Genomic DNA, 26,564 nt, shown 5'->3' with positions numbered 1-26,564 from the left:
ATGAGTATGGCGAAGGTAAGACACCTTCTACATGGGATAGTGCGGCTTAACATGCGCGGCACCTCCCCGGAGAGATTCCTGAATCTCTGTACACTGGCAGGTTTAAATGTCTGGCAGGTAAAAAAAGAGCAGGCAAATCTGCTGTTTTATATGGAAATCCGCGATTTTAAGCGGTGTGCGCCACTGGCAAGAAAAGCGGGAGTCCGTCTGCATATCGTTGAAAAGCGTGGACTGCCGGTGTTTCTCTGGCGGAACCGGAAACGGAAATGGTGGGCGGTCAGCTTCGTCCTTTTTTTTCTGTTATTATTGTTTCTGGCACAATTTATCTGGGAGATCGACTGGAGCGGAAACCGGCGTTATACCGAAAGTGAGCTGAATCATTACCTCCAGACGCTGCAGATTGAAGAGGGAATTCCTAAGAAGCGGATTTCCTGTGCGAGGCTGGAGGAAGAACTGCGGGAGTCATTTGAAGATATCACCTGGGTGTCGGTGCGCCTGCATGGGACGCGCCTTTTCATCCGCCTGCGGGAGAGCGAGGTTCCGGTCCGTCAGGAAGTGGAGTCCGGCGAGGCGTGCGATCTGGCGGCGGTATCAGACGCGCGGATCACGTCGGTAATCGTTCGGAGCGGAATCCCGCTTGTACAGGCGGGAGATACGGTGGAAAAGGGGCAGCTTCTGGTGTCGGGAACGGTGCCGATCACAGATGATGGAGGCGAAGAAATTTCCTCTTACCGGGTGCGGGCGGATGCAGATATATATGGGATCCGGGAGCGGGTCGGGAGAAAGGAGCTTCCTCTCTGGAGGGAAATGCGGACGGAAACGGGAAAGAAACGATACGGAATTGCTTTGGAAGCAGGAACACACACATTTTACTGGAAAATTCCAGAATTTTATGATATGATAGAACATACATTCGATGTGGCGGAGCGGTGGGGCTTTTTCAGACGAAGCAGGCGGATGAAACCTGCCTGGACGATCCGGACGGAGTACCGGAAATTGCGGCTCCCGCTTGATTTTTATCTGCCGCTTTCTGTCGGGTGGAGTGAGTACCGGGAGACGTCTGTCTGCGAAAAAAGGTATACAGAACCAGAGCTTGCGGCGCTGTCAGCGGCATTTCAAAAGGAGACGGAAGAAAAATTGTGCGAAAAAGGTGTACATATTATGGCAAGTGATGGTAGAATACTAATAAATGGCGGAGTCTGCCATTTTGAGGTACGGCTTCAGACGGAGGAGCCGATTCAAGTTGTGACACAAGGAGAACAGCAAAGGAATGAGCATAATAGAGACAATGATTGATATTCCGATGGAACATGAGCGGAATGTATGCGGACAGTTTGACGCGTATCTGAAAAAGATTGAGCGGACGCTGCACGTGACGATGATCACACGCGACGGCGCGCTGAAAATCATCGGTCCGGAGCAGACGATCCGGCAGGCGAAGAGTGTGTTCAACAATCTGTTAGAGCTTTCCAAGCGCGGCAATACCATTACCGAGCAGAATGTTGATTACGCCCTGTCGCTGTCCTTCACGGAGAAGGACGATCAGATTCTCGAGATCGATAAGGATATCATCTGCCGGACGATCACGGGCAAGCCGGTCAAACCGAAGACGATGGGACAAAAACAGTACGTGGATCTGATCCGCAAGAAGATGATTGTATTTGGCATCGGTCCGGCGGGTACCGGAAAAACGTATCTGGCGATGTCGATGGCGATTCAGGCATTTAAGAGCGGTGAGGTAAGCCGGATCATCCTGACGCGTCCGGCGATCGAGGCGGGGGAGAAACTGGGTTTTCTGCCGGGCGATCTGCAGAGCAAGATCGATCCGTACCTGCGTCCGCTTTACGATGCGCTGTATCAGATTATGGGGGCAGAAAGTTACCTGCACAATTCTGAGAAGGGCTTGATTGAGGTGGCGCCGCTTGCGTACATGCGTGGTCGTACCCTGGATAATGCGTTCATCATTCTCGATGAGGCGCAGAATACGACCCCGGCACAGATGAAGATGTTCCTGACACGTATCGGTTTTGGTTCCAAGGTGATCGTGACGGGCGACCAGTCGCAAAAGGATCTGCCTGCCGGAGCTACGTCCGGACTGGATACGGCGATTCATGTACTCAAGAAAATTGACGATATCGGCTTCTGCTATCTGACCAGCAGCGACGTAGTCCGCCATCCGCTGGTACAGAAGATCGTAGAGGCATACGATGCGTATGAGAAAAAAGATGCGGATGCGTCCCGCGGTTTCCGGAGAAATAGTTCCGGGACGCGTGACCGGAAAGATGGAGGAAGAAAGAACAGATGACAATCCAGATCGAATATGAAGCAGAGCGGGAGTGGAAGGTAGATTACCGTCCGATCATCGAGGAGATCGTGGTTGCGGCACTCGATTATGAAAAATGCCCGTATGAGGCGGAGGTCAATGTAGTCCTGACAAATGATGAGGAGATTCATCGTATTAATAAGGAATTCCGAGGAATCGACCGGGCAACCGACGTCCTCTCTTTTCCGATGGGGGATTACGATGTGCCGTCCGATTTTGAACGGTTGGAAGAGCAGTCAGAGGACTATTTTAACCCGGAGACGGGCGAACTTCTTCTGGGCGATATCGTGATCTCGATCGACAAGGTTGACGAGCAGGCGGAGAAATATGGTCATTCTAAGGAGCGCGAGCTGGCGTTCCTGGTGGCACACAGTATGCTGCACCTGTGCGGTTACGATCATATGGAAGATGACGAACGCCTTGTGATGGAGAAAAAACAGGAGGAAATCCTGGCTGGCAAGGGATATACACGCTAAAAGCAGGAAAAAGAACCGGAGGGTAAGTGGAGAGCCCATCTGGGAAAAGAGGCACATGGGGATGTGATGGGGAAGTACGGAATGAAAAAAAACAGTTGGAAAATAAGGCACTGGCACTGACTCTGGCGGCAGTCTGCTGGCTGTCAGGCTGTTCGGCTCACAAAGAAATATCGGTAACGGCAGCAGAGACACAGGAGGAGACACGCGAGCTGTCCTTAAATACAGAGACGGAGGTCGAAACGCAGCCGGAAGCAGAGTCGGAGGAACGCTGCGAAAAAGACGGGAAGATACAGAGTTATCTGACCGGGGAATGGACCGATGTCGCAAAGGCGAACCGCCGTCCGCTTGCAATCATGATGAGCAATGACAAGGCGGCGCTTCCGCAGTATGGCATCAACCATGCCGGAGTGGTCTATGAGGCACCGGTGGAAGGCAGCATGAACCGATATATGGCACTGATAGAGGACTATGACGATCTGGACCGGATCGGTTCCGTCCGGAGCTGCCGCCCATACTATACTTTTTTTGCAAGGGAATTTGAGGCAGTCTATGCACATTATGGGCAGAATACGTTTGCACTTCCGTATCTGGAGCAGATGGAACATTTAGACGGAATCAAAGGTAATGGGGTATCTGCGTATTTTCGGACCAAGGATCGGAAGACCCCGCACAATGCCTATGCATCGGGACCAAAGCTGCGCCAGGCGATCGAGGCGAGCGGTTATGCGGATGCGTATCCGGAGAGCTATGAGGGGCATTATACTTTTGCGCCGGAGAGTGCGCCGGTGTGCTTTGAGGATGGTATCGCAGCGGCCAAAGTAGTGCCAGGTTATCAGTTAAGCAATCCCTGGTTTGAGTATCACCCGGAGGACGGGCTGTACTACCGGTATCAGTATGGCGGTCCGCATATGGGAGATGAAGGACAGATAGCGGTTAAAAATATTATTTTCCAATACTGTTTGTGGAAATATTATAAACCGACGGAATATCTGGATATTGATGTCCATACACCGGCGACGGGGTATTATTTTACAAATGGACACGGCATTCTGATTCGTTGGGAAAAAGACGGCGCTTACGGCGTCACAAAGTATTACGATATGGACGGTCAGGAAATCAAGCTGAATCCGGGCAAGACCTGGGTCTGCATCCTTCCGAATGACCGTATGGATAAGGCGGAATTCTATGGAGAACAGACGGAGTAGAAGAAAACCCGGAATGCGGGAAGAGACAGAAAGAGAGATAATCAGCCGGCAGCGCACGGCAGGACGTAGAGAAGAAGCAGCCGGAGGCAGCCGGGAAAGTGCGGGCAGAAGCCGTAACCGGTCAGGAAGCAGCCGGAAGCCGGAAGCGGTTCCGGTGAGGAAAGAAAATTTTGTCATTCAGGGTACGATCCTGGCAGTTGCTGGTATCATTGTGCGTCTGATCGGTATTCTGTACCGCGTTCCGATGACGAATATCATCGGCGATGAGGGCATGGGATATTATTCGACGGCATTCAACGTATATAATATCATGCTGATCCTTTCATCGTACAGTCTGCCTCTGGCGGTGTCGAAGATGGTAGCGGCCCGCCTTGCGAAAGGGCAGTACCGCAATATGAACCGTGTTCTGCGGGCGGCGCTTGTCTATGCGACGGTCGTAGGTGGTCTGGCATGCTTTATTACCTGGAATTTTGCAGGCTTTTTTGCAACGACCTTGTTTAACACGCCGTTTTGCGTGTATGCACTCCGCACACTTGCGCCAACGATCTGGATCATGGCGTATCTGGGCGTACTGCGCGGTTATTTCCAGGGACATGGAACGATGATTCCTACGGCGATCTCCCAGATCCTGGAGCAGGTGGTCAACGCGATTATCAGTGTGGTGGCCGCCAGCGTCCTTTTCAAGGTGGGACTGGATACAGCGAAAGTATATGGAAAAGATGGATATGCACAGGCATTTGGCGCGGCAGGCGGTACGATCGGCACAGGAAGCGGCGCGTTTGCAGCCCTGTTATTTGTGCTGGTATTGTTTTTACTCTACCGTCCGACGGCAAAACGGCGGATTGCCAAGGATCGGAGCGGTAGTGTGGATTCCTACCGTCAGATTTCGAGAATCTTCTTCTTTACCGTTATTCCGGTTATCGTAAGCTCGGGTGTTTACAATATTAACTCGGTTATTGACAACGGTATCATGGCGCACGGCATGGAGTCGCTGGGACGCGGCAAAGAGTTTTTAGCCCTCTGGGGTATCTACAACAACAAATATATGCTGCTGGTACACGTCCCACTTGCGATGGCGAACTCACTGTCCTCGTCGCTGATTCCTTCGCTGTCCGGTGCAATAGCGCGTAAGGATCGAAAGGCGGCGATTGAGAAGACAGCCCTTGCGATCCGGTTTGCTATGCTGATTGCGATTCCGTCGGCGGTGGGGCTGACGGTACTTTCAGCGCCGGTCAATAACCTGTTATTCCGGGGCGGCAACAATGCGGAAGCGATCCGTATGATGATGATTGGCGCTTCAGCCGTTATCTTCCTGTCGCTTTCGACGGTTACCAATGCAATCTTACAGGGACTGAACCGGATGAATGTTCCGGTGAGGAACGCCTTGATTTCGTTGGCATTACACGTGATTGCGCTGTATATTATGCTGATGATCTTCAATATGGGTATCTACAGTATGGTATTTGCAAGTATTTTGTTTGCGCTCTTTATGTGCATTTTAAATGCGATCGCGATCCACAACACACTCGGTTACCGCCAGGAGATGGTCAAGACCTTCCTGCTGCCGGCGATCAGCGCAGCATTTATGGGCGCGGCGGCATATGGCGTGTACCGTGGGGTTACGCTGGTGATCCACAGCAATGTGCTGGGAACGCTGCTGGCGGTGCTTGTGGCGGTCGCGGTATATGGCGTACTTCTTATCAAGCTGCACTGTATCGAGGAAGATGAGATGTATTCGATGCCGATGGGACGGAAACTCACACGCATCTGCCGGAAGCTGCATCTGATGTAGGGTTAGAAATTTAGTTATGATTAAAATTTAGAAAAAAGTGAATAATAAGGATACACAACAGGAGGTATCCTTATTATGAGAAAATATCAGGGAATACTGTTTGCGGCGCTTTTTTGTTTTGCAATGCTTCTGCTTCTGGCGGCAGGGCTCTGGTGGTACCGTCCACGGCGGGCGGAACCGGTACCGGGGCGCGTGTATGAGTCAGAGCGGATGCCGGAGAATAATGCGGTTCTGAACCCGGAACCGGAAGTGGCGGAGAAACAATCCGGCTATTGTCTGACGGCGGAGGATGGGATGCTGCTTATCTTTGACGGAACAAGCGGCGAAGTCTGTTTCCAGACCCATATGCCGCTCTCAGAATTTTCCGTGGAAGAACAGGAAAAACTGCTGGAAGGAGTCTGGTTCGACACAATGACGGATGTGTTTCACTATCTGGAGTCTTTCAGCAGTTAGATGTGATTATAATACAGTCAAAAAACAAAGAATAAAGTCCGCGTATGGACGGTACGAAGCAAACGGTCAGGAAGGGAAATAGGGATGAGTCAGAATAAAGTAATCATAGTGGGAGCGGGAGCAGCCGGAATGACGGCTGCCATTTTTGCTGCCAGGGAGGGCGCTCAGGTGGTTCTGCTGGAACATAAAGACCGGGTCGGCAAGAAGATCCTGTCTACCGGCAATGGACGCTGTAACCTTTCAAACCGTTTGCAGGAGCCGTTCTGCTACCGCAGTGGTCAGCCGGATTTTCCATGGAAGGCGCTTGGGACGTTTACGCTTCCGATGACACTGGAATATTTTGAGGATCTCGGCGTTTTGACGCGGGAACGGGACGGATATCTGTATCCATATTCCGGGCAGGCAAGCGCTGTTTTAGATGCACTCCGTCTGGGACTTGCGCGGGAGTCGGTTCAGGTGGTGACGGAATGTGAAGTTTTCTCGATCACGCCGCGCGAAGATGCGAAACACCGGTTTGAAGTGAAGACGTCCCAGGGGAGCTTTTCGGGCGAGACGCTGATTCTGGCGTGCGGCAGCAAGGCGGCACCGGGTACAGGTTCGGATGGAAGCGGATATAAGCTGGCGAAACGGCTGGGACACCATATCATCAAGCCGCTTCCGGCATTGGTTCAGCTTCGTTGCCCGGAAAAGTTCTTTAAACAGCTCGCCGGAGTACGCGCGGATGCCTCTGTGATACTCTACAGCGATGGCAGAAAGCTGGCGGAGGACAAGGGCGAGGTGCAGCTTACGGATTATGGTATTTCGGGGATTCCGGTTTTCCAGGTCAGCCGCTTTGCGGCGCGCGCGCTCGATGAGGGACAGGATGTACGGGCGGTACTCAATTTTTATCCGGAATGCCCGGAAACGGAGACACGCCGGATATTAAAAGAGCGGAGTGAGCGCCTGAAAGAACGGCAGGTGGAGGACTTTTTTTCCGGCTGGATACATAAAAAACTGGCAGCTCTGTTTTTAAAACAGGCAGGAATCCGGCCAGATCGGACGGTTGGCAGCCTGACAGAGGCACAGATTCAGACGCTGGGGGATCTGCTCTGCCGGTTTGAGGTCAGCGTGAACGGTACAAATTCCTTTGAACAGGCACAGATCTGCTGCGGCGGCGTCGATGTGCGGGAGGTTGACGCACAGACGATGGAATCGAAGAAGGTAAAAGGATTATATTTTGCCGGGGAGATTCTGGATGTCGATGGCATCTGCGGCGGTTATAATCTCCAGTGGGCGTGGAGCAGCGGTGCAGCAGCTGGAAAATGTGCTGGAAGGGAGTCAGATAAATGATACGAGTAAATCAGGTAAAACTGCCGGTCAGCCACAGTGAGGCAGATCTTCGCAAGAAAACTGCCAAAATGATGGGAGTATCGGCAGATCAGATACAGTCGGTGGAGCTGGTGCGCCAGTCTCTGGATGCGCGCAAAAAGCCAGATCTGTACTATTTATATGCATTAGATGTTGCAGTGGCAGGGAAAGAGGCGGCGATTGTCAAACGTGCGCGCAGTGTAAATGTGCAGATCCGAAAGGAAGAGGCGTACCGCCTGCCCGATCCGGGAATAGAGCCGCTTCGGGAACGACCGGTAATCGTGGGCTTTGGTCCGGCAGGTATGTTTTGTGGTCTGATGTTGGCGCGTGCCGGATATCGCCCTCTTATTCTGGAACGGGGGCTGGATGCGGACAGCCGTGCAAAGGCGGTTGCACGCTATTGGACAGATGGAACGCTGGATCCGGAGTGCAATGTGCAGTTCGGCGAGGGCGGTGCCGGTACGTTTTCAGATGGAAAGCTGAATACGCTGGTCAAGGATCCATCTGGGCGGAATAAGGAAGTGCTGAAAATCTTGGCGCAGGCGGGCGCGGATCCGACGATTACCTATGTGAACAAGCCGCACGTTGGAACGGATGTTCTGCGGACGGTGGTAAAGAATATTCGAAGTGAGATAGAGAGTCTGGGCGGTGAGGTACGGTTTGGCTGCCGTCTGGAGGACTTTGAGACACAGAATGGTCATTTGTGTTCCATCCGCGTCAGTGCCCGTAAAGGCACGTCGGAGGCAGGACGGACGGTGGAGGAGATTCCGGCATCGGCACTGGTGCTGGCGATCGGGCATAGCGCCCGCGATACCTTTGCGATGCTGGCAGAGAAACCGCTCGACATGCAGGCAAAGGCATTTGCGGTGGGACTGCGGATCCAGCACCCACAGACGCAGATCAACTTAAGCCAGTACGGACGGGAAGAAGCCGGGAATCTGGGGGCTGCCAGCTATAAGCTGACGGCACAGACCTCCGGAGGCAGGGGCGTGTATTCGTTCTGTATGTGTCCGGGCGGCTTTGTTGTGGATGCATCCTCAGAGCCGGGACGGCTGGCAATCAACGGCATGAGCAACCACGATCGTGCCGGTGCAAACGCAAACAGCGCCCTGATTGTGACCGTTACACCGGAGGATTTTCCACAGCCGGGCACACTTGGCGGCGTAACGTTCCAGCGTCAGCTGGAGGAAGCGGCATACCGCTGCGGCGGCGGAAAAATCCCGGTACAGCTTTATGGAGATTTCCGGGAAAACCGGAGTTCAACGGGATTTGGAGCAGTGACACCACAGTTTGAAGGACAGTTTGCATTTGGAAATCTGCGGGAGGTGCTGCCGGAAGCGCTTTCGGCAGCGATGTTAGAGGGAATGGAACATTTTGGACATGTGATTCATGGCTTTGACCGCGAGGATGCGGTTTTTGCCGGAGTAGAGAGCCGGACCTCCTCGCCGCTGCGGATTCCGCGTGACCACGCGACGATGGAGAGCAGCACGATCGCGGGCATCTACCCATGCGGCGAAGGCGCTGGATATGCGGGTGGCATTACCTCGGCGGCGATGGATGGGATGAAGACGGCAGAGGCAATTATCGCGAAGTATGCTATCCCCAAAATTAAATTGTGAGAGAGAATGGTTCAGCGGCTTTAGGCTTTATAGTAAGGATGTCTGCCTGTAGCTGCGAAGAAACAAGCATTATAAGAGGAGAAATGATAGATGAAACAGGAAAGAATTGACCGTATTAATACGTTATATCATAAGAGCCAGGCAGTTGGATTGACCGAAGAAGAGAAAAAAGAGCAGGCAGCGCTTCGAAAGGAGTACATTGAGTCAATCCGTGGAAATATGCGAGGACAGTTAAATTCGATACTGATTAAAGAGAAAGACGGTTCTATTACGGATCTGGGTAAGAAATACGGCGGCGTTACGGATACGAAGAATTAATTGAAGGGTAGAAGAGATGGTTATTCATTCATCTGGATCGCAGATATCAAAACAGGAGATTCGCGCATATGTCCTTCAAAAACGCCGGACTCTGCTGCCAGAAGAACAACAACGATGGGATGAGGCGTTGTTAGAACGTCTCCACCCTCTCTTTCCATCAGCCGGGACGGCAGTGTATGCCTATACGAGTGTGCGCGGTGAGGCAAGTACGGAATATTTGATTGACGAGCTGTTAAAGAGCGGCTGCCGGGTAGCGCTGCCGCGGGTGTTTGGGCGTGAGATGCGTTTTTTCTATGTCACAGATCGGAGTCAGCTTGTGGCGGGGGCATATGGCATCCCGGAACCGGCGGACGGATGTCAGGAGGCAGATGCGCCGAAAGCGCTGGTGATCACGCCTGGCGTGGGGTTTTCCAAGGACGGAAACCGCATCGGTTATGGGGCGGGGTATTATGACCGCTTTTTTGCGGCAGAACCGGACCATATGGCGGTGGGACTCTGCTATGGATTCCAGTTGTTTCCGGCATTTGAAACCGAAAAGCACGATAAAAAAATGGCATATATTGTGACACCGGAGCAGACAATTAAAGTTTTGTAATGTCTGGCGCACTCGCGCGAAGCAGAAACATATCAAAGGCATACAGGAACAGAGCAGCCGTGTGGTAAACTCTGTTTTTGCTTCCAGATACATGAACCGGAGTATTTTGTAAGAAACTGGAAAGGATTCTGGCAGGAATGGGACTTGCGAAAATGAGCGCCATATAGTAATATTATCTAATGTATGAAATATTAGGATTATTAGGATAATGAAAGAATAGTAAGGAGCAATACAATTTATGGATTTACATACAAACGATTCGTCCGAATCCGCAGCAGGCGTGTTTGTGTCTGACAAATGTCAGATTCCGGTGGGCGGTATACCGCAGCAGGAACCGGATCGCCAGCAGTATTATATGGCACTCTGCCGCCAGAAAGTACAGGAGATTTCGGACAAACTGGGGCGTCCGCTGACCTGCTTTATCTCGACGTTTGGATGTCAGATGAATGCACACGATTCAGAAAAGCTTCTCGGTATTCTGCTGGAAGCAGGATTTGTGGAAGGAACCAGTGAGGAATCGGATTTCGTCCTCTACAATACATGTACAGTCCGTGAAAATGCGAACCTACGCGTGTATGGACGTTTAGGGTATCTTCACAGCCTCAAGAAAAAGAATCCGCACATGATGATCGCACTTTGCGGCTGCATGATGCAGGAGCCGGAGGTTGTAGAGAAATTAAAGAAGAGCTACCGCTTTGTGGACTTGATTTTCGGCACGCACAATGTATATAAACTGGCAGAGTTGCTGGAACAGCGCTTTGAGACGGGGAAGATGGTCATCGATATCTGGAAAGGAACTGATAAGATCGTTGAGGATCTGCCGTCGGAGCGCAAATATACATTTAAGTCTGGCGTTAATATCATGTTTGGCTGCAACAATTTCTGCAGCTATTGCATCGTCCCGTATGTGCGCGGACGCGAGCGCAGCCGTGCGCCGGAGGACATCATCCGTGAGATTGAAGAGCTGGTTAAGAACGGCGTCGTAGAGATCATGCTGTTAGGGCAGAATGTCAATTCCTACGGAAAGAACCTGGAATCTCCAATTACCTTTGCAGAACTTCTGCGCCGGGTAGAGCGGATTGAGGGGCTTAAACGGATCCGTTTCATGACCTCCCATCCGAAGGATTTGTCGGATGAGCTGATCGAAGTGATGGCATCTTCCAAGAAGATCTGCCGCCATCTGCATCTGCCGCTTCAGTCGGGCAGTAGCGAGATCCTAAAGAAGATGAACCGCCATTACACGAAGGAGCAGTATCTGGAACTGGCAGAGCGCATCCGCAAGGCGGTACCGGATATTTCCCTGACGACGGATATCATCGTTGGATTTCCGGGAGAGACGGAGGAAGATTTCGAGGAGACACTGGAGGTTGTGCGGAAAGTCCGCTACGACAGCGCATTTACCTTTATTTATTCGAAGCGCACCGGAACTCCGGCGGCAGCGATGGAAAATCAGGTTCCAGAAGAAGTTGTCAAAGAACGTTTCGACCGTCTGCTCGCAGAGGTACAGGCGATTTCCGCACAGGTCTGTGGACGAGATGTCCATACGGTGCAGGAGGTTCTGGTGGAGGAACCGGACAGTCACGTGGAGGGACTGGTAACCGGACGTATGTCCAATAACACAATCGTTCATTTCCCAGGTGGAAAAGAGCTGATTGGTAAAATTGTTAAAGTATATCTGAAGGAATCCAAGGGATTTTACTATATGGGATCCCTGGTAGATTAAGGAGGATAAATTTATGAAAAAGCATTATAAAGGATTGACGGTTCTGCTGTCAGCCTGCATGCTGGCAGGAAGTGCTTCTGTCGCATATGCAGGACCGGCAGATGATATTGCAAACGGTACAGTCGGTATGCCAAACACCGGTTCGTCAACATCGGCAGAGCAGTTCAACCAGGGAACCGGGCAGCAGGATGAGAACACGGCACTTCATGTCGGCGTCAATTATCTGTATAATGCGGAAGGCGATATTTCTGCATTTGCGATGGATTTGAAAAACTTTGAGGGGATCGGCGGCGTGTCCTACCGTGCATATACCAACACAGGCGGTTATCTGTGGTGGTACCATGACGGCATCCAGACCGGTGTGGTTGGTTCTGGAAGCTGGGTAGAGGCGATCCAGATTCAGCTTTCCGGTCAGGCTGAGAAGATGTACGATGTTTACTATAGCGTTACATCCAGCGGTCAGGGCAAGATGGGATATGCGAAGAATGGCGAAGTGGCTGGTACCGTGGATATCGGCGAGAAGATCCTTTCTATTGAAGTCGTATTAGTTCCGAAGGGAAGCGCAGGTCCGCAGAGTGCAGCACCGCGCTACAAATCAGCTGCTTCCAGCAGACTGAGCGTAGCAGAAAATGCAACGGTTATGTTCAATGAGGACGGAAGCGTATATAACGGTTGGCTTTCCGATGACTTTGTACGTTATTATTTTGAAAATGGCTACGCAAAGACCGGCTGGCAGTATATCGATGGTTACAAGTTCTACTTTGACTCCTGCGGTCGTCTGGTTCAGGACGTAGACAGCCTGATTGGCAAGCAGTCCGATTATCTCCTGAAGGTAAATAAGACACTGAACTGCCTGACGGTTTATGCAAAAGACGGCAATAACGGATATATTATTCCGGTGAAAGCGATGCTGACCTCCGTCGGTGATGATACGCCGATTGGAACTTTCAAGACACCGGAGAAATATCGCTGGAGACTGATGGTAAATGATACTTACACCCAGTATGCAACCCGTATCACACAGGGATTCCTGTTCCATTCGATTACATACGCAACCCCGAATGAGAATAACCTTCTGACCGTCGGCTATAATGGTCTGGGTGTTTCCCGTTCTTTAGGCTGTGTACGCCTGACCTGTGGAAACTCCAAGTGGGTATATGATAACTGCCATCTGGGAACGACTGTACAGGTATACGAGGATGCCAATGTAGCATCTCCATTTGATAAGCCGGAGCTGGTACCGATCTCCGATCAGCAGACCTGGGATCCGACGGATCCGAAATTCAACTAAAATAAAACGACAGCGGTCTGTCCGGTCTGGCATTCAGATGAGTGAAGTGCCGGAAAACGGGCGGATCGCGATGAAGAGAGGTAAATTGTGGCACTTTCACCAATGATGACTCATTATCTGGAGACGAAAAAACAGTATCCGGACTGTATTCTGTTTTATCGTCTTGGCGATTTCTATGAGATGTTTTTTGAGGATGCCCAGACTGTTTCGAAAGAATTGGAACTTACCCTGACTGGAAAAGACTGCGGACTGGAGGAACGCGCGCCTATGTGCGGTGTTCCTTATCATGCCGTAGAGGGTTATTTGAGCCGTCTCGTCCAGAAGGGCTATAAGGTCGCCATCGCAGAGCAGATGGAGGATCCGAAACAGGCAAAGGGACTTGTGAAGCGGGAGGTAATCCGGGTGGTGACGCCGGGAACCCTGACAAATTCACAGGTTCTGGAGGAATCAAAAAACAATTACCTGATGGGAATTGTATACATAGACGGTGTATTCGGCGTTTCGACGGTTGATGTCAGCACGGGCGACTATCTTGTGACGGAGGTTCGCAACGAGCGCAGTCTGTTAGATGAAATTTATAAATTTTCGCCGTCGGAGCTTATCTGCAACGAGGCTTTTTACATGTCAGGAATCGATTTAGAGGACTTGAAGGTACGGTTAAATGCCGTGATCTCAGCACTTGAAAATCGGTTCTTTTCTGATGATTCCTGCCGGAGAATCCTGCGGGAACATTTTCATGTAGAGCACCTGGAAGCATTGGGACTGGCGGACTATGAGACGGGCGCGATCGCGGCGGGCGCTGTCCTGCAGTATCTGTATGAGACGCAGAAAAATACACTGGAACACCTGACGCGCCTGACTGTCTATACGACCGGACAGTTTATGATGCTGGATACGTCCACGCGCCGGAACCTGGAGCTTACTGAGACGCTCCGGGAAAAGCAGAAGCGGGGCACACTTCTCTGGGTGCTTGATAAGACGAAAACGGCGATGGGCGCCCGTATGCTGCGGACACTTGTGGAGCAGCCGCTCATCAGCCGGGAGGAGATCCTGCGCCGCCAGAATGCGATCGAAGAGCTGAACATGAACTATATCAGCCGCGAGGAGCTGTGCGAATATCTGAATCCGATCTACGATCTCGAACGTCTGATCGGACGCATCAGTTACCGGACGGCAAATCCGCGCGATCTCATCGCGTTTGGCAATTCACTGGCGATGCTTCCGTATATCAAACAGATTTTGAAGGAGTTTTCAGGCGAGCTGCTTAAAAACCTGGAAGCCGCTCTGGATCCGCTGGCAGATTTGAAGGAACTGATTGACAAGGCGATCGTGGAAGAGCCGCCGATCACGGTGCGCGAGGGCGGCATCATCAAGGAAGGCTACCATGAGGAGGCAGACCGTCTGCGTCATGCAAAGACGGAAGGAAAAGACTGGCTGGCACAGTTAGAGCAGAGCGAGCGCGAAAAGACAGGCATCAAAAACCTGAAAGTCAAGTTCAATAAGGTATTTGGCTACTATTTTGAGGTGACTAATTCCTTTAAGGATCTGGTGCCGGATTATTTCATCCGTAAACAGACCCTGACAAACGCAGAGCGCTATACGACCGACCGGCTGAAAGAGCTGGAAGATATCATTCTCGCGCCGAGGACAAGCTGGTTTCTCTGGAATATGATCTGTTCTGCCAGGTGCGCGATCAGATCGCGGGCGAGGTAAACCGGATTCAGAGTACCGCCCGTGCGATCGCGATGACGGATGTGCTGGCGTCTCTGTCGGTGGTGGCGACGCGTTACAATTACGTGAAACCTCATATCAACGAAAAGGGCATCATCCGCATCAAAAACGGACGTCATCCGGTCGTAGAGCGCATGATGGGCGGCGAGATGTTTGTCGCCAATGACACATATTTAGACAACGGAAAGAACCGGATTTCGATCATTACCGGTCCGAACATGGCTGGTAAGTCGACTTATATGCGTCAGACGGCGCTGATCACGCTGATGGCGCAGATCGGAAGCTTCGTCCCGGCGGATGAGGCGGATATCGGTCTCTGCGACCGTATTTTTACCCGTGTGGGCGCCTCGGATGATCTGGCATCTGGTCAGAGTACCTTCATGGTGGAGATGACCGAGGTTGCGAATATCCTGCGGAATGCGACGAAAAACAGCCTTCTGATTCTCGATGAGATCGGGCGCGGTACGAGTACCTTCGACGGTCTTTCGATCGCCTGGGCGGTTGTGGAGTATATTAGTAATACGAAGATTCTGGGTGCTAAGACGCTGTTTGCGACACATTACCATGAACTGACAGAGCTGGAAGGAACCTTAAGCGGCGTCAACAACTACTGTATTGCGGTCAAGGAACAGGGCGACGATATCGTCTTCCTGCGTAAAATCGTGAAGGGTGGCGCCGATAAGAGCTACGGCATCCAGGTGGCGAAGCTTGCAGGCGTTCCGGCTCCGGTCATCGATCGGGCAAAAGAACTGGTGGAAGAGTTGAGCGATGCCGACATTACAGCGCGTGCGAAGGAGATTGCAGAAAATGGTCCGGGAACCCAGACGCGCAAAAAGGTGGCAAAACCGGACGAGGTAGATCTGCAGCAGATGTCGATCTTTGACACGGTCAATGAGGACGATATCATCAAGGAGATCATGGAACTGGAAGTAAACCGGATGTCTCCGCTGGATGCGCTCAATACATTAGATAAGCTGCAGGCGAAGCTGAAAAACCGGTGGATGCACCAGTAAAAAAGAGTTTAGGAAGGATGTGGAGGAGATAGATGGCAGCGATTCAGGTCTTGGATTCCAATACAATCAATCAGATTGCAGCCGGCGAGGTCATTGAACGGCCGGCGTCGGTTGTCAAGGAGCTTTTGGAGAATGCGATCGATTCGAAGGCGACGGCGATCACGGTGGAGATTCAGGGCGGCGGTCTGCAGACGATCCGGGTGACGGATAACGGAAGCGGCATTGTGCGCGAGGAGATCCCACTGGCATTTAAGCGCCATGCGACCAGCAAGATCCGGACGGCGTCGGATTTGTTTCAGGTGGCATCGTTAGGGTTCCGCGGCGAGGCGCTGGCGTCGATCGCGTCGGTGGCGAAGGTGGAACTGATCACGAAAACAAACGATTCGATCAGCGGTTCCCGTTACCGCATCGAGGGCGGCGAGGAACTGGGACTGGAGGAGGTCGGTGCGCCGGAAGGTACGACCTTTATCGCCAGAGATCTGTTCTACAATACACCGGTACGCCGGAAGTTTTTAAAGACGCCGGCGACAGAAGGGTCCCATGTGGCAGATTTAGTCGAAAAGATTGCCCTGTCGCATCCGGAAATCTCCATCCGTTTCATCAATAACAACCAGAGCCGTCTCCATACCTCTGGAAATCATAACTTAAAAGATATAATTTATGCGGTCTTTGGACGCGAGATCACGGCAAACCTGATTGAGGTGGATGCCGGAGCTGATCCGATCCGGGTAGGCGGCTTCATCGGTAAGCCGCTGATCGCGCGCGGCAACCGCACGTATGAAAATTATTTCATCAACGGACGCTATATCAAGAGCAGTATCATCGGAAAGGCGATCGAGGACGCATATAAACCGTTCATGATGCAGCACAAGTATCCATTTACGATGCTGCAATTTACGATCGATCCGTCGTATATTGACGTCAACGTCCATCCGGCGAAGATGGAGATCCGTTTCAGAGACGGCGAACAGATCTACCGGACGGTCTACCATACGATCGCGATGGCACTCGCTAACCGGGAACTGATTCCGGCGGTTTCGCTGGAGAATGAGAAGAATGCAGAGAAAGAGCTGAAGATTCCGGGGCTGGAAAAGGGAGTGCTGCCGGAGCTTCCAACCAGAAAGATGGAAAGCAGCCAGGGCAGCCGTCCGTCCTTAAAACCGGTCCGTATCCGTGAGGAACATCCGGAACCGTTTGAGACGAAACGTCTGGGAGCGTCGCAGGCAGAAATGATGTCGGTCTCGGAAGATATGCCGGGATATGGGGCTGAAAACGGCAGCGGATCAAATGCGGCTGTGTCAGGAACGGGGCGGTTCGATGAAGTGTTTGGAAGAACCGACACAACCGGCAGAGTTGAAAATGTTTCAATTAATACAGAGTCAGATCTGCCAGAGCCGGCCACGTCAGCGCCTTCCAGCGAATCCATCTCAGCTTCAGCGGGGCAAGCTGCATCTCCTGCATCTGTTTCAACGGGAACGACCCAGTCCGCCCCATCTGAAAAGCCCCGTCAGATGGATCTGTTTGAAGATAAACTCCTGACCAAACCGGCGCGTGCGAACCACCGCCTGATTGGACAGCTGTTTGACACATACTGGCTGGTGGAGTATCATGATAATCTGTACATCATTGATCAGCATGCGGCGCATGAGAAAATCCTCTATGAGCGGACGATGGCATCCCTTCAAAAGAGGGAGTACACCTCCCAGATGATCGATCCGCCGATCATTTTGAGTCTCAACAGCAGTGAGCAGCTCAAATTAGAGCAGTATATGGAACATTTTACCTCGATCGGATTTGAGATTGAGCCGTTTGGCGGCAAGGAGTACGCGGTGCGTGCCGTTCCGGCGAACCTCTTTTCCGTCGCAAAACGCGAGCTTCTGATGGAGATGATCGACGATCTGGCGGAGGGCAATGGAAGCGGAACCCCGGATCTCATCAATGAGCGTGTGGCGACGATGTCGTGTAAGGCGGCGGTCAAGGGCAATCACACATTATCATTTGCCGAAGCGGACAAGCTGATCGATGAGCTTCTGGAACTCAAAAATCCGTATGCGTGCCCACATGGACGCCCAACGATCATATCGATGAGCAAATATGAGTTGGAGAAGAAATTCAAACGGATTGTATAACCCATTAAAAGGAGAGAAAGTCTTATGGGAAATCTGGAACAAGCGGCTGAAAAAAAACCTCTGATTGTCCTGACCGGACCGACGGCAGTCGGAAAAACGGCGCTGTCCATTCAGCTTGCCAGGCGGATCGGCGGCGAGATCATCAGCGCGGATTCGATGCAGGTGTACCGCCACATGGATATCGGTACGGCAAAGATACGCCTGGAGGAGATGGACGGTGTGCCGCACCATCTGATCGATATTTTAGAGCCGACTGAGGATTTCAATGTCGTGCGGTTTCAGGCGCTTGCCCGCGCGGCGGCGGAAGATATTTACAGCCGCGGAAAAATTCCGATCGTGGCAGGTGGAACCGGCTTTTATATTCAGGCGCTGCTCAATGATATTGATTTTACCCAGATCGACGAAAATACGCAGTTTCGGGAGGAGATGGAACGTCTGGCAGCCGAACAGGGGGCGGAAGTCCTGCATGAGCGCCTGCGGGCGGTCGATCCAGAATCGGCGGAGGCGATCCACGCAAACAATGTAAAACGTGTGATCCGCGCGCTGGAATATTATGAGCAGACGGGCGAGAAGATTTCTGCCCACAATGAGGCGGAGCGGGCAAAGATTTCACCGTACCATTTCTTCTATTATGTATTAAATACCGATCGGACAGTTCTCTATGAGCGGATCGAGAAGCGGATCGATGAGATGATGGAAGAGGGACTGGTCGAGGAAGTGAGGCAGCTGCAGGCGATGGGCTGCAGGCGTGATTCAGTGGCGATGCAGGGACTTGGATATAAAGAAATTCTGGCATATTTAAATGGCGAAATGTCGTTGGAGACAGCGGTCAATATCCTGAAACGCGATACGCGCCATTTTGCGAAACGTCAGCTTACCTGGTTCCGGCGGGAACGCGACGTGCGTTTCTTATATTTGCCGGAATTTGATAATGACCGGGAACGCGTGCTGGAACATATTCTGCAGGAATTAGCGGCGGAAGCGGGTATTATGGAGTGTGATTCATAAGATGGATGGAACACTCCAAAGTATAAGAAACCAAAAAAGAATTATAGAATAACCGACAACAGGAAAGGAAGCACCATGGAGTTAGAGAAAATGTATGGCGACCTCGGCATTTCGAAAGAAGTGCTTGAATATGGAGCCAGAATCGAAGCGGCTCTGGAAGATCGTTTCACAGAGATCGATGGCAATGCAGAGTACAATCAGTTAAAGGTAATCGCTGCGATGCAGAAAAACCGCGTCAGCGATATTCATTTTTCCGGTACAACCGGGTATGGTTACAACGACCTCGGACGTGAGACGCTGGAACAGGTATATGCGGATGTATTCCACACTGAGGACGCGCTGGTGCGCCCGCAGATCGTGTGCGGAACGCACGCGCTCTACACGGCATTAGCCGGAAACCTGCGCCCGGGCGACGAGCTGCTTTCGCCGGTGGGAAAACCGTATGATACTCTGGAGGAAGTGATCGGCATCCGCGAGTCCAACGGTTCCCTGCGAGAGTACGGCATTTCATACCGTCAGGTTGACCTGCTGCCGGACGGAACCTTCGATTACGACGGCATCCGCGCGGCGATCAACGAGAAGACAAAACTGGTAACCATCCAGCGTTCCAAGGGATACGCATCCCGTCCAACCCTCTCGGCAGAGCAGATCGGTGAACTGATTGCATTTGTTAAATCCATCAAACCGGAAGTGATCTGTATGGTAGACAACTGCTATGGCGAATTCGTTGAGCGGATCGAACCGAGCGATCTCGGTGCGGACATGGTAGTCGGTTCCCTGATCAAAAACCCGGGCGGCGGACTGGCGCCGATCGGCGGCTATATCGCCGGAACCAGACAGTGCATCGAAAATGCAGCGTACCGCCTTGGTTCTCCGGGACTCGGACGGGAGGTCGGCGCCAGTCTTGGCGTCAACCAGTCCTTCTTCCAGGGACTTTTCCTGGCACCGACCGTTGTATCCGGCGCATTAAAGGGAGCTATCTTTGCGGCAAACGTCTATGAGCGCCTGGGCTTTGATGTGGTTCCGAACAGCACGGAGCCGCGCTATGATATCATTCAGGCGATCACGTTTGGAAAACCGGAGGGTGTTATTGCGTTCTGCCAGGGCATTCAGGCGGCGGCGCCGGTTGACAGCTATGTATCGCCGGAACCGTGGGATATGCCGGGGTATGATTCCCAGGTTATTATGGCAGCAGGTGCCTTTATCCAGGGATCCTCGATAGAACTTTCCGCGGATGGTCCGATCAAACCGCCGTACAGCGTCTTCTTCCAGGGCGGACTGACCTGGTACCATGCGAAGTTAGGCATTTTAATGTCCCTGCAGAAGCTTCTGGATGCGGGCATAGTAAAACCTGAGCAGCTCAAAATCGACTAGAAATGACGTTTTTTGAATGATTTTGTAATTAATTTTAAGAAAACTTTAAAAAAAAATCTGCCGGACTGTCTATACACATTCCGGCAGTTTGTGCTAAGATAATAAAGATTATAGAAAGGGACGGTATTCAGTATCATGAATCGAGCAAAAAATTTCTGGATTCTGCTGCTGCTTCTGATGACAGGGATTGTGTTAGGTGGATTTATCGGAAATATGGCCTCCGGCGTCAGGGGACTGTCGTGGCTGAATTACGGACAATCCTTCGGTCTGATGGACCCGGTTGTTCTTGATTTAGGAATCCTGGTTATCACGTTTGGTCTGTCAATCCGGGTGACGATGGCGAGCATCATCGGCGTTGTCATTGCACTGATCGCATATCGTCTGATTTAATCAAAGAATCCCGCCTGGTGGGAATGGCTTTCTGTATGCAGAGGAGAGGCACGCAGGAGGACAATCAATGAAAAAAGAAACAAAGAAACCAGTAAAAAGTTCTGAACCGACCGCTGGATGGCGTCTTACCATGAAAGATATCCCTGAAAAAGACCGCCCCTACGAAAAATGTGAGAGGGAGGGAGTTGGGGCACTGACGGACGCCGAGCTTTTAGCGATCCTTATCCGGACCGGAAACCGGCAGGAGTCGGCACTTTCCCTGGCAACCCGGATTCTGGCGCAGGCGCAGCCGCCGGGGATTTTAGGGCTTTTGCATCTGACTCTTCCAGAACTGATGGAGCAGAAAGGAATCGGCAGGGTCAAGGGAATCGAACTTTTGTGTGTGGGAGAACTGTCACAGCGGATCTGGCGCACCTTGACGCTTTCAGAAGCGCCTGCGTTTACGGCGCCGGAGGCGATCGCCGCTTTTTATATGGAGGAAATGCGTCACAAAGAGCAGGAAGAGATGCACCTGATGATCCTCAATACGAAGCAGAGGCTGATTCGGGATATCCTGCTGTTTCGGGGAACCTTCAATCACTCTCCGGCGTCTCCGAGGGAGATATTTATCGAGGCGCTGCGCTATCATGCAGCCAGCATCGTTTTAGTACATAATCATCCGAGCGGGGATCCTACCCCCAGTGCGGAGGATCGGCGGACGACCGTCCGGATTCAGGAGGCGGGCGCTATGCTGGGAATCCGGCTTTTGGATCATGTGATTATCGGCGAACAAGCCTATTTTAGTTTCAAAGAACGGGGAATACTATCATTATGAAAAACAGCAAGTATATTCTGGCAGGTATGTCAGCCTTCTGTCTTGTGCTGATTACAGCAACGTCTATCAAATCAAGCTTTCTGATGCCGCTTCGGACGGGTGTCGGTTTTGTTCTGGTACCGCTGCAGTCAGGCGTCAACGCGATCGGCACAGGTCTCTACAATGCGCTTGAAAATTTTTCCTCCCTGCGGGAGGCGCAGGAGGAGAACAAAAATCTCCAGATGCGTCTGGATCAGATGGTGGAAGAGAACAACCGCTTGCAGTCGGAGCTTTACGAGTTAGACCGTCTCAGAGAGCTGTATCAGCTTGATCAGGAATATATGCAGTATAAAAAAATAGCCGCCCGTGTCATTGCAAAGGACTCTGGAAACTGGTTTCAGGTATTCCGGATCGACAAGGGAGCGGACGATGGCATCCAGGAAGATATGAACGTCATGGCAGGCGGCGGACTGGTCGGTATTGTAACCGATGTCGGGGCAAACTATGCAACTGTCCGCGCGATCATCGATGATGACAGCAACGTCAGCGGCATGTCCCTGCGGACCGGCGATACCTGTAATGTATCCGGCAACCTGACGCTTTACCAGGATGGACGGCTGGGACTTGACCATATCAAGAAAGAGGCAGATATCCAGGAGGGCGACAAGATCGTGACCTCCAACATCAGTGATATTTTCCTGCCGGGCATTCTCATCGGTTATGCCTCCGGGCTGACGACCGATGCCAACAACGTAACCAAATCCGGTACAATCATTCCGGTTGCAGATTTTGATAACCTGCAGGAGGTACTGGTAATCACCCAGCTGAAAAATGGGGATGGAGGCGACAATAATGCGGAAGCTGCTGATTAACCTTGTCATGCTGATTCTGGCATTCACGATCCAGATCTGCGTGTTCCCACAGATCGCCTTCTTATCTTCGGCTCCGAACCTGCTGCTGATTGTGGTGTTTGTGTGCAGCTTCATCGAGGGGCGCGAGCGGGGGATGTTCTACGGGCTGGTGGCAGGTCTTTTTATGGATCTGTTTTACAGTGGACCATTTGGCTTTTATACACTGTTTTTCATCAATCTGGGGTATGTCAGTGGAATCTGCAACAAGTATTATTATGAAGACTACATCACGCTGCCGCTGCTTTTGAGCCTGGCAAGTGATTTAATCTATAACCTGTACATCTATGTATTCCGGTTCCTGATACGGAATCGTCTGAATTTTGGGCATTATCTGGTCTCCATCATTATCCCGGAGATCATATTTACCACGGTTACGACGCTTGTCGTATACCGGTTTTTCCTTTTTATCAACCGGAAACTGAAAGAATGGGAACAAAGGAGAGATTCGAACATTGTTTGATGACCTGAAAGAATATCTGCGAGAATGGTTCAAAAAAGTGATTACCTCCCGGCTTTTTGTCCTGGCGGTTGTGTTCTGCCTGATGTCGTCCGCATTGGTGATGCGGTTGTTCAACCTGCAGATCATCAAGGGCGAAGAGTATCAGGATGCATATACAGCGATGACGGAAAAAGTCATAAAGACTGCCAGCACGCGGGGTAATATCTACGATCGGAACGGCAATGTGCTGGCGTACAACGAACTGGCATACGACGTTACCATACAGGATACCGGTGCATACAAGACGGATGCACAGTGGAACACGATGCTCTACGATCTGGTATCGATCTTGAATAAACACGGTGAGAGCGCACAGACCAGTTTAGAGCTTACGCTCGATCACGATGGAAATGTCGTGTATACCTCCGAGACACAGTCCGGACGCAAGCGATTCCTGCGCGATTATTATGGCCTTAAAAATGTGGATGAGATGGACGATTCAGATGGAAAATACCCGTCCGACATTTCAGCGCCAGATCTGCTGGAGCGGATGAAAAAGGAGTACCACCTGACACTCGGTGACGATAAGAACCGGGACGGGCGCCCGCTTGACAAAGACGGCAATCCGATCGATGTTTCGGATGAGGTGGCGCTGCAGATCGTCGGTATCCGCTACACGATGCGTTTTACCGCGTTCCAGAAGTACGAATCGACAACGATCGCGACGGATATCAGCGATGAGACCGTTGCAGACATTTTAGAGCACGCAGCCGATCTGGTGGGCGTCAATATACAGGAATCGACGATCCGTGTGTACAATGAAAGCCTCTACTTTGCGCCGATCATTGGATATACGGGAAAAGTAACGAGCGAACGTCTGGAGGAGTTAAAGGCGGTCAACGATGACTATGAGTTAAATGATGTAGTAGGCCGTACCGGCATCGAATCCTCGATGGAACTGGAATTAAAGGGTAAGAAAGGTTCCCAGACGGCATATGTAGATAACGTCGGAAGAATCCTAAGCGTGACCGGGGAAGTCGCACCAGTGGCAGGCAACGATATCTGGCTGACCCTCGATCTGAACCTTCAGAAGGGTATTTACCACATTCTGGAGAAGCAGCTGGCGGGCGTCTTGTTAAAGACGATTGTCAACCAGGATGAGAAAGATATCGCTTATATCGATTCTTCCAGTATTAAGATACCGATCAAGAAGGCATACTTCCAGCTGATCAACAACAACGTCCTCTCGATTGACAATTTTGCTTCCGAAGAGGCATCCGATGTGGAACAGCAGATTTATCAGAAGTACGAGAGCTCACGCGTGCGGATTGAACAGGAACTGCGGGGCGAACTGCAGTCTGAAAATGCAACGCCGATGAACGCGCTGTCAGAGGAAATGCAGGCATATATGCAGTATATCTATTCGTATCTTTCTTCCAGCAACAAGGCGATTGTCCAGCGTGATGCGATTGATACGTCCAGTGACATGTATCAGGCGTGGAAGAACGGTACGATCAGTCTGCGGGAATACTTATATTATGGAATTGCCAACAACTGGATCGATACGACGAAGCTGGACATCCAGAGCCGCTATTCGAATGCGGACGATGTCTTCACGGCACTGCTGGACGACTGTTTCCGCGATCTGGAACAGGATCCGGCATTCGAGAAACTGATTTATCAGTATTTAATCAATAACAATGTTGTGACCGGGCGCGAGCTCTGCATGGCGCTCTATTCCCAGAATGTGCTTGCATACGATGAGAATGAGGTCAACCTGCTGCGTGTCAGCGGGGAAGAATATGCGTACCAGTTCCTGATGAATAAGATCCGCAATATTGAGATCACACCGGCGCAGCTGGCACTTGACCCGTGTACGGCGAGCTGTGTCGTGACGAGCGCGAAGACTGGCGAGGTGCTGGCACTGGTATCTTATCCAAGCTATGACAACAACCGGATTTCGGACAGCACCTATTTTGCCCAGCTAAATGCCGATCAGTCGCTGCCGCTGCGAAACAATGCGACGCAGACGCTGAAAGCACCAGGCTCCACCTTTAAGCCGATCACGGCGATTGCAGGTCTGGAAGAGGGGGCAATCACGCTTTCTGATATGATTAACTGTACCGGTATTTATGAGGAAGTCAGCAATCCGATCCGATGCTGGAAATATCCGGGCTTCCACGGACCGTTAAACGTCGTGGGAGGTATCGAAAATTCCTGTAACTATTTCTTCTCGGAGGTGGCGCACCGCCTGTCCACAGAGACAGATGGAAGCTACAAACCGGAGAAAGGTCTGGAGACGCTGAAAAAATATGCGACCATGTTCGGTTTGGACCGGACTTCGGGCATTGAAATCTCGGAGGCGACGCCGTCTATCAGTGATACCGATCCGGAGCGTTCCAGTATGGGACAGGGTACGCACCAGTTTGCGAGCGTGCAGCTTGCCCGCTATGTGACGGCGCTTGCCAACCGCGGCACGGTCTATGATCTGAGCTTGATTGATAAGGAGACGGATTCCCAGGGTAATCTGGTCAAGGATTATTCGCCGGCTGTGGCGTCAACCCTTGATTTCCAGACAAGCACCTGGGATGCAGTCCAACAAGGTATGCGCCAGGTAGTTACCAACAGTTCGACCAAGCGCGTGTTTGATGGTCTGGACGTACACGTGGCTGGTAAGACCGGTACGGCGCAGGAGTCCCAGAAACGGGGCAACCACGCGTTCTTTATTTCGTTTGCACCGTATGAGAATCCGGAAATTTCGGTGACGGTCAGTATCCCGAATGGATATTCTTCTTCGAATGCAGCGATGGTGGCAAAACACGTATATCGTTATTTCTATGGCTATGCGAGTCTGGATGATATCCTGAATTCAGGAGCATTGGATGCGTCCAATGAACGAATCAATGGAGATTAAGAGGTGATGGAACTATGAAAAGTTCCGTAGTAATAAAGGGATGTAAGTCCGGTATGACGGTAATTCTGAATCCGGACACCCCCTTTGAACAGTTACTGGAGGATGTAGGGAAAAAGTTTAAAGAAAGTGAAAAATTCTGGGGATCCGCCCAGATGACGCTGACCCTGGAGGGGAGAGAACTGACCCCAATCGAGGAACTGCAGGTGACGGATGCGATTACCGCCAATTCCCAGATAGAGATTCTCTGTCTGCTGGATACTGACGCTAACCGCATCGCCCGCTGTGAAAAGGCGCTGACCGAGCGGCTGATGGAGCTGACTGCCCGGACGGGACAATTCTATAAGGGTAATTTATCCCGGGGCGATCTGCTGGAATCCGATGCGAGCATCGTGATCATCGGGGATGTGGAGCGCGGCGCGCGTGTCAGCGCACGGGGCAATATCGTCGTTCTTGGCACGCTGGCGGGTTCCGCCCATGCTGGGGCGGCGGGAAGTGAGGACGCGGTGATCACCGCGCTGGAAATGTCGCCGATGCACCTTCGGATTGCTGATCTGACAGCCAAAACGCGCAGTCAGGGTAAAAAGATGGGGCGCGGACCGATGATTGCATCGGTATCCGATGGAAACATTGACGTAGAATCGGTCAAAAAAAGTTTTTTAGATTATTTTCATTTTATTTAGCGTATTTAATGGATTTAAGACTGGAATTATTCTACTTTTT

At 51.5% G+C, this 26,564-nt stretch carries 21 protein-coding genes and 1 pseudogene; all 22 read left to right on the top strand.

The window, feature by feature from the left end; all coding sequences use genetic code 11:
* Positions 1-6: 6 nt before the first annotated feature.
* The 22 genes and pseudogenes from DWZ16_RS08115 to DWZ16_RS08010 all read left to right on the top strand — a co-directional run bounded on the left by DWZ16_RS08115 (position 7) and on the right by DWZ16_RS08010 (position 26,524).
* The gene (locus DWZ16_RS08115) at positions 7-1,296 is read left to right on the top strand and encodes a sporulation protein YqfD (RefSeq protein ID WP_182427315.1); all 1,290 of its coding nucleotides are present in this window, start codon (positions 7-9) and stop codon (positions 1,294-1,296) included.
* Entirely contained in the window at positions 1,271-2,305 is a 1,035-nt protein-coding gene (locus DWZ16_RS08110) for a PhoH family protein (protein WP_243021961.1), read from the top strand. Before DWZ16_RS08115 ends, DWZ16_RS08110 begins: the two co-directional genes overlap by 26 nt.
* Positions 2,302-2,799 carry an rRNA maturation RNase YbeY gene (gene ybeY / locus DWZ16_RS08105; RefSeq protein WP_118467641.1) on the top strand — a complete coding sequence of 166 codons (498 nt, stop codon included), beginning with the start codon at positions 2,302-2,304 and terminating at the stop codon, positions 2,797-2,799. The genes DWZ16_RS08110 and ybeY overlap by 4 nt, the downstream gene beginning before the upstream one ends.
* Positions 2,800-2,825: 26 nt before the next feature.
* Positions 2,826-4,004, top strand: coding sequence for a DUF3048 domain-containing protein (locus DWZ16_RS08100; RefSeq protein ID WP_412694307.1), 1,179 nt, complete (start codon positions 2,826-2,828; stop codon positions 4,002-4,004).
* Complete coding sequence (locus DWZ16_RS08095) at positions 3,985-5,796, top strand: polysaccharide biosynthesis protein (RefSeq protein ID WP_243021960.1); 1,812 nt, start codon at positions 3,985-3,987, stop codon at positions 5,794-5,796. The genes DWZ16_RS08100 and DWZ16_RS08095 overlap by 20 nt, the downstream gene beginning before the upstream one ends.
* Positions 5,797-5,871: 75 nt before the next feature.
* Entirely contained in the window at positions 5,872-6,249 is a 378-nt protein-coding gene (locus DWZ16_RS08090; RefSeq protein WP_106999838.1) for a hypothetical protein, read from the top strand.
* A gap of 84 nt (positions 6,250-6,333) precedes the next feature.
* Complete coding sequence (locus DWZ16_RS08085; RefSeq protein ID WP_118522586.1) at positions 6,334-7,578, top strand: NAD(P)/FAD-dependent oxidoreductase; 1,245 nt, start codon at positions 6,334-6,336, stop codon at positions 7,576-7,578.
* The gene (locus DWZ16_RS08080; protein WP_118467647.1) at positions 7,575-9,215 is read left to right on the top strand and encodes an NAD(P)/FAD-dependent oxidoreductase; all 1,641 of its coding nucleotides are present in this window, start codon (positions 7,575-7,577) and stop codon (positions 9,213-9,215) included. Before DWZ16_RS08085 ends, DWZ16_RS08080 begins: the two co-directional genes overlap by 4 nt.
* A gap of 90 nt (positions 9,216-9,305) precedes the next feature.
* Positions 9,306-9,533, top strand: coding sequence for a DUF896 domain-containing protein (locus tag DWZ16_RS08075; RefSeq protein ID WP_022359502.1), 228 nt, complete (start codon positions 9,306-9,308; stop codon positions 9,531-9,533).
* A 16-nt stretch (positions 9,534-9,549) separates the two neighbouring features.
* Positions 9,550-10,128 (top strand): 5-formyltetrahydrofolate cyclo-ligase, encoded by a 579-nt coding sequence (locus DWZ16_RS08070; protein WP_118522585.1) that lies wholly within the window; start codon positions 9,550-9,552, stop codon positions 10,126-10,128.
* Positions 10,129-10,483: 355 nt separating this feature from the next.
* A complete protein-coding gene (miaB, locus tag DWZ16_RS08065) occupies positions 10,484-11,851 on the top strand; it encodes a tRNA (N6-isopentenyl adenosine(37)-C2)-methylthiotransferase MiaB (RefSeq protein ID WP_243017797.1) in 1,368 nt (455 codons plus the stop codon).
* Positions 11,852-11,864: 13 nt separating this feature from the next.
* On the top strand, positions 11,865-13,142 hold the full coding sequence (locus tag DWZ16_RS08060; protein ID WP_118522583.1) for a L,D-transpeptidase family protein: 1,278 nt from the start codon (positions 11,865-11,867) through the stop codon (positions 13,140-13,142).
* A gap of 102 nt (positions 13,143-13,244) precedes the next feature.
* Positions 13,245-15,886: pseudogene (gene mutS / locus DWZ16_RS08055) on the top strand (DNA mismatch repair protein MutS).
* A 32-nt stretch (positions 15,887-15,918) separates the two neighbouring features.
* Positions 15,919-18,015, top strand: coding sequence for a DNA mismatch repair endonuclease MutL (mutL, locus tag DWZ16_RS08050; protein ID WP_117795344.1), 2,097 nt, complete (start codon positions 15,919-15,921; stop codon positions 18,013-18,015).
* Between the two features lie 24 nt (positions 18,016-18,039).
* The gene (gene miaA, locus DWZ16_RS08045; RefSeq protein WP_106999846.1) at positions 18,040-19,023 is read left to right on the top strand and encodes a tRNA (adenosine(37)-N6)-dimethylallyltransferase MiaA; all 984 of its coding nucleotides are present in this window, start codon (positions 18,040-18,042) and stop codon (positions 19,021-19,023) included.
* A gap of 75 nt (positions 19,024-19,098) precedes the next feature.
* On the top strand, positions 19,099-20,397 hold the full coding sequence (locus DWZ16_RS08040; RefSeq protein ID WP_117795348.1) for an aminotransferase class I/II-fold pyridoxal phosphate-dependent enzyme: 1,299 nt from the start codon (positions 19,099-19,101) through the stop codon (positions 20,395-20,397).
* Positions 20,398-20,532: 135 nt separating this feature from the next.
* Positions 20,533-20,787, top strand: a complete 255-nt coding sequence (locus tag DWZ16_RS08035; protein WP_106999848.1) for a DUF4321 domain-containing protein — start codon at positions 20,533-20,535, stop codon at positions 20,785-20,787.
* Between the two features lie 67 nt (positions 20,788-20,854).
* A complete protein-coding gene (gene radC / locus DWZ16_RS08030; protein ID WP_118522582.1) occupies positions 20,855-21,601 on the top strand; it encodes a RadC family protein in 747 nt (248 codons plus the stop codon).
* Positions 21,598-22,452 carry a rod shape-determining protein MreC gene (gene mreC / locus DWZ16_RS08025; protein WP_106999850.1) on the top strand — a complete coding sequence of 285 codons (855 nt, stop codon included), beginning with the start codon at positions 21,598-21,600 and terminating at the stop codon, positions 22,450-22,452. Before radC ends, mreC begins: the two co-directional genes overlap by 4 nt.
* Entirely contained in the window at positions 22,433-22,951 is a 519-nt protein-coding gene (gene mreD, locus DWZ16_RS08020) for a rod shape-determining protein MreD (RefSeq protein WP_022359512.1), read from the top strand. Before mreC ends, mreD begins: the two co-directional genes overlap by 20 nt.
* Positions 22,944-25,844 (top strand): penicillin-binding transpeptidase domain-containing protein, encoded by a 2,901-nt coding sequence (locus DWZ16_RS08015; RefSeq protein WP_118467660.1) that lies wholly within the window; start codon positions 22,944-22,946, stop codon positions 25,842-25,844. The genes mreD and DWZ16_RS08015 overlap by 8 nt, the downstream gene beginning before the upstream one ends.
* 14 nt (positions 25,845-25,858) lie before the next feature.
* Entirely contained in the window at positions 25,859-26,524 is a 666-nt protein-coding gene (locus DWZ16_RS08010) for a septum site-determining protein MinC (protein ID WP_118522581.1), read from the top strand.
* The last annotated feature ends 40 nt before the right edge of the window (positions 26,525-26,564 follow it).

The organism is Clostridium sp. AF29-8BH, assembly GCF_003478145.1.
Classification (GTDB): Bacteria; Bacillota; Clostridia; order Lachnospirales; family Lachnospiraceae; genus Otoolea; species Otoolea fessa.
This window is presented reverse-complemented; position numbering and strand designations above follow the sequence as displayed.

Excerpts from the sequence above, each read along its gene's own strand:
- DWZ16_RS08115 (WP_182427315.1), top strand. The coding sequence starts at position 7 with ATGGCGAAGGTAAGACACCTTCTACATGGGATAGTGCGGCTTAACATG.
- DWZ16_RS08095 (WP_243021960.1), top strand. The coding sequence starts at position 3,985 with ATGGAGAACAGACGGAGTAGAAGAAAACCCGGAATGCGGGAAGAGACA.
- miaB (WP_243017797.1), top strand. The coding sequence starts at position 10,484 with ATGGCACTCTGCCGCCAGAAAGTACAGGAGATTTCGGACAAACTGGGG.
- DWZ16_RS08080 (WP_118467647.1), top strand. The coding sequence starts at position 7,575 with ATGATACGAGTAAATCAGGTAAAACTGCCGGTCAGCCACAGTGAGGCA.
- ybeY (WP_118467641.1), top strand. The coding sequence starts at position 2,302 with ATGACAATCCAGATCGAATATGAAGCAGAGCGGGAGTGGAAGGTAGAT.
- DWZ16_RS08085 (WP_118522586.1), top strand. The coding sequence starts at position 6,334 with ATGAGTCAGAATAAAGTAATCATAGTGGGAGCGGGAGCAGCCGGAATG.
- DWZ16_RS08040 (WP_117795348.1), top strand. The coding sequence starts at position 19,099 with ATGGAGTTAGAGAAAATGTATGGCGACCTCGGCATTTCGAAAGAAGTG.
- DWZ16_RS08075 (WP_022359502.1), top strand. The coding sequence starts at position 9,306 with ATGAAACAGGAAAGAATTGACCGTATTAATACGTTATATCATAAGAGC.
- DWZ16_RS08070 (WP_118522585.1), top strand. The coding sequence starts at position 9,550 with ATGGTTATTCATTCATCTGGATCGCAGATATCAAAACAGGAGATTCGC.
- DWZ16_RS08110 (WP_243021961.1), top strand. The coding sequence starts at position 1,271 with ATGAGCATAATAGAGACAATGATTGATATTCCGATGGAACATGAGCGG.
- mutL (WP_117795344.1), top strand. The coding sequence starts at position 15,919 with ATGGCAGCGATTCAGGTCTTGGATTCCAATACAATCAATCAGATTGCA.
- miaA (WP_106999846.1), top strand. The coding sequence starts at position 18,040 with ATGGGAAATCTGGAACAAGCGGCTGAAAAAAAACCTCTGATTGTCCTG.
- DWZ16_RS08035 (WP_106999848.1), top strand. The coding sequence starts at position 20,533 with ATGAATCGAGCAAAAAATTTCTGGATTCTGCTGCTGCTTCTGATGACA.
- mreD (WP_022359512.1), top strand. The coding sequence starts at position 22,433 with ATGCGGAAGCTGCTGATTAACCTTGTCATGCTGATTCTGGCATTCACG.
- DWZ16_RS08090 (WP_106999838.1), top strand. The coding sequence starts at position 5,872 with ATGAGAAAATATCAGGGAATACTGTTTGCGGCGCTTTTTTGTTTTGCA.
- DWZ16_RS08060 (WP_118522583.1), top strand. The coding sequence starts at position 11,865 with ATGAAAAAGCATTATAAAGGATTGACGGTTCTGCTGTCAGCCTGCATG.
- mreC (WP_106999850.1), top strand. The coding sequence starts at position 21,598 with ATGAAAAACAGCAAGTATATTCTGGCAGGTATGTCAGCCTTCTGTCTT.
- radC (WP_118522582.1), top strand. The coding sequence starts at position 20,855 with ATGAAAAAAGAAACAAAGAAACCAGTAAAAAGTTCTGAACCGACCGCT.
- DWZ16_RS08010 (WP_118522581.1), top strand. The coding sequence starts at position 25,859 with ATGAAAAGTTCCGTAGTAATAAAGGGATGTAAGTCCGGTATGACGGTA.